The sequence below is a fragment of the Methylobacterium sp. J-070 genome, from assembly GCF_022829385.1.
GTDB lineage: Bacteria > Pseudomonadota > Alphaproteobacteria > Rhizobiales > Beijerinckiaceae > Methylobacterium.
The window spans coordinates 1-739 of record NZ_JAKSXX010000096.1 but is presented as its reverse complement, the minus strand read 5'-3'; the positions used below and the strand labels follow the sequence as shown (position 1 = coordinate 739).

Sequence of the window (739 nt, the reverse complement as noted above, 5' to 3'; positions counted from 1 at the left end):
CGAGTTCGCCGGCGACGCGTTCGATCGCGCTCGCGAGCGCTATCCGGATGCTCAGCGCTTGTACCGGCAGGGTAGCGAGGCGCTTCGTCCACACGCGCAGGAGTCGCCGCTGGGCCTCGTGGTCTTGGCCGGCGCGATCGGCTATCTGCTCGCCTTGGTCATTCACGGTCGCCGATAGAGATCTGCGCGACGCCGGGCGAGCCGTGATGGGATGGCCGCCCGGCCGGTGCGGTGGACGCCCTTGGTCCACTACAATAGAGCAGGCCATGCCTCAGACGCTCACTGGCTGGATCCTGTTCGCCATCATCATAGTCTCGGGATGCGCTAGCATCGTCACGGCTATGAAGCTGATCATATCCGGCTTCGGAAAGGCGTTTCAGGATCGCCGTGACTTCCATGCGGCATGTATCTTCGGGTTGCTCTTAGTGGTTGCGACGGCGCTGTTCATCTGGATTGAGCCGATGCCGATTTGATGGCTCGGCTTGTGCGCAGCAGCTGAAAGTCTACGCCGTCGAACTGGTCTGACATAGGGAGCGATCGAACCCGATCGGAACGTTGCTGAATAATCACGGCCGATCCTATTGCGAGGTATTCGGCTGAGAGTTGCCGTTCATGCGTATGCGGGCTGGATCAAATGGCGTCATAAAGCGTGGCCATGACGCAATTATCTCACCGTGCTCAGCGGTTCTGCGCGCTTTTCGGCGCAGGCACACTCCTTGCCGCCTTCGGCATGACGGCC

Annotated in this window: 1 protein-coding gene; it reads left to right on the top strand. The window is 60.9% G+C overall.

The window, feature by feature from the left end:
• The first annotated feature begins 266 nt into the window (after positions 1-266).
• Positions 267-473: a hypothetical protein gene (locus tag MKL01_RS36125; RefSeq protein ID WP_243904473.1), complete on the top strand. Its 207-nt coding sequence runs from the start codon at positions 267-269 to the stop codon at positions 471-473.
• Positions 474-739 lie beyond the last annotated feature (266 nt).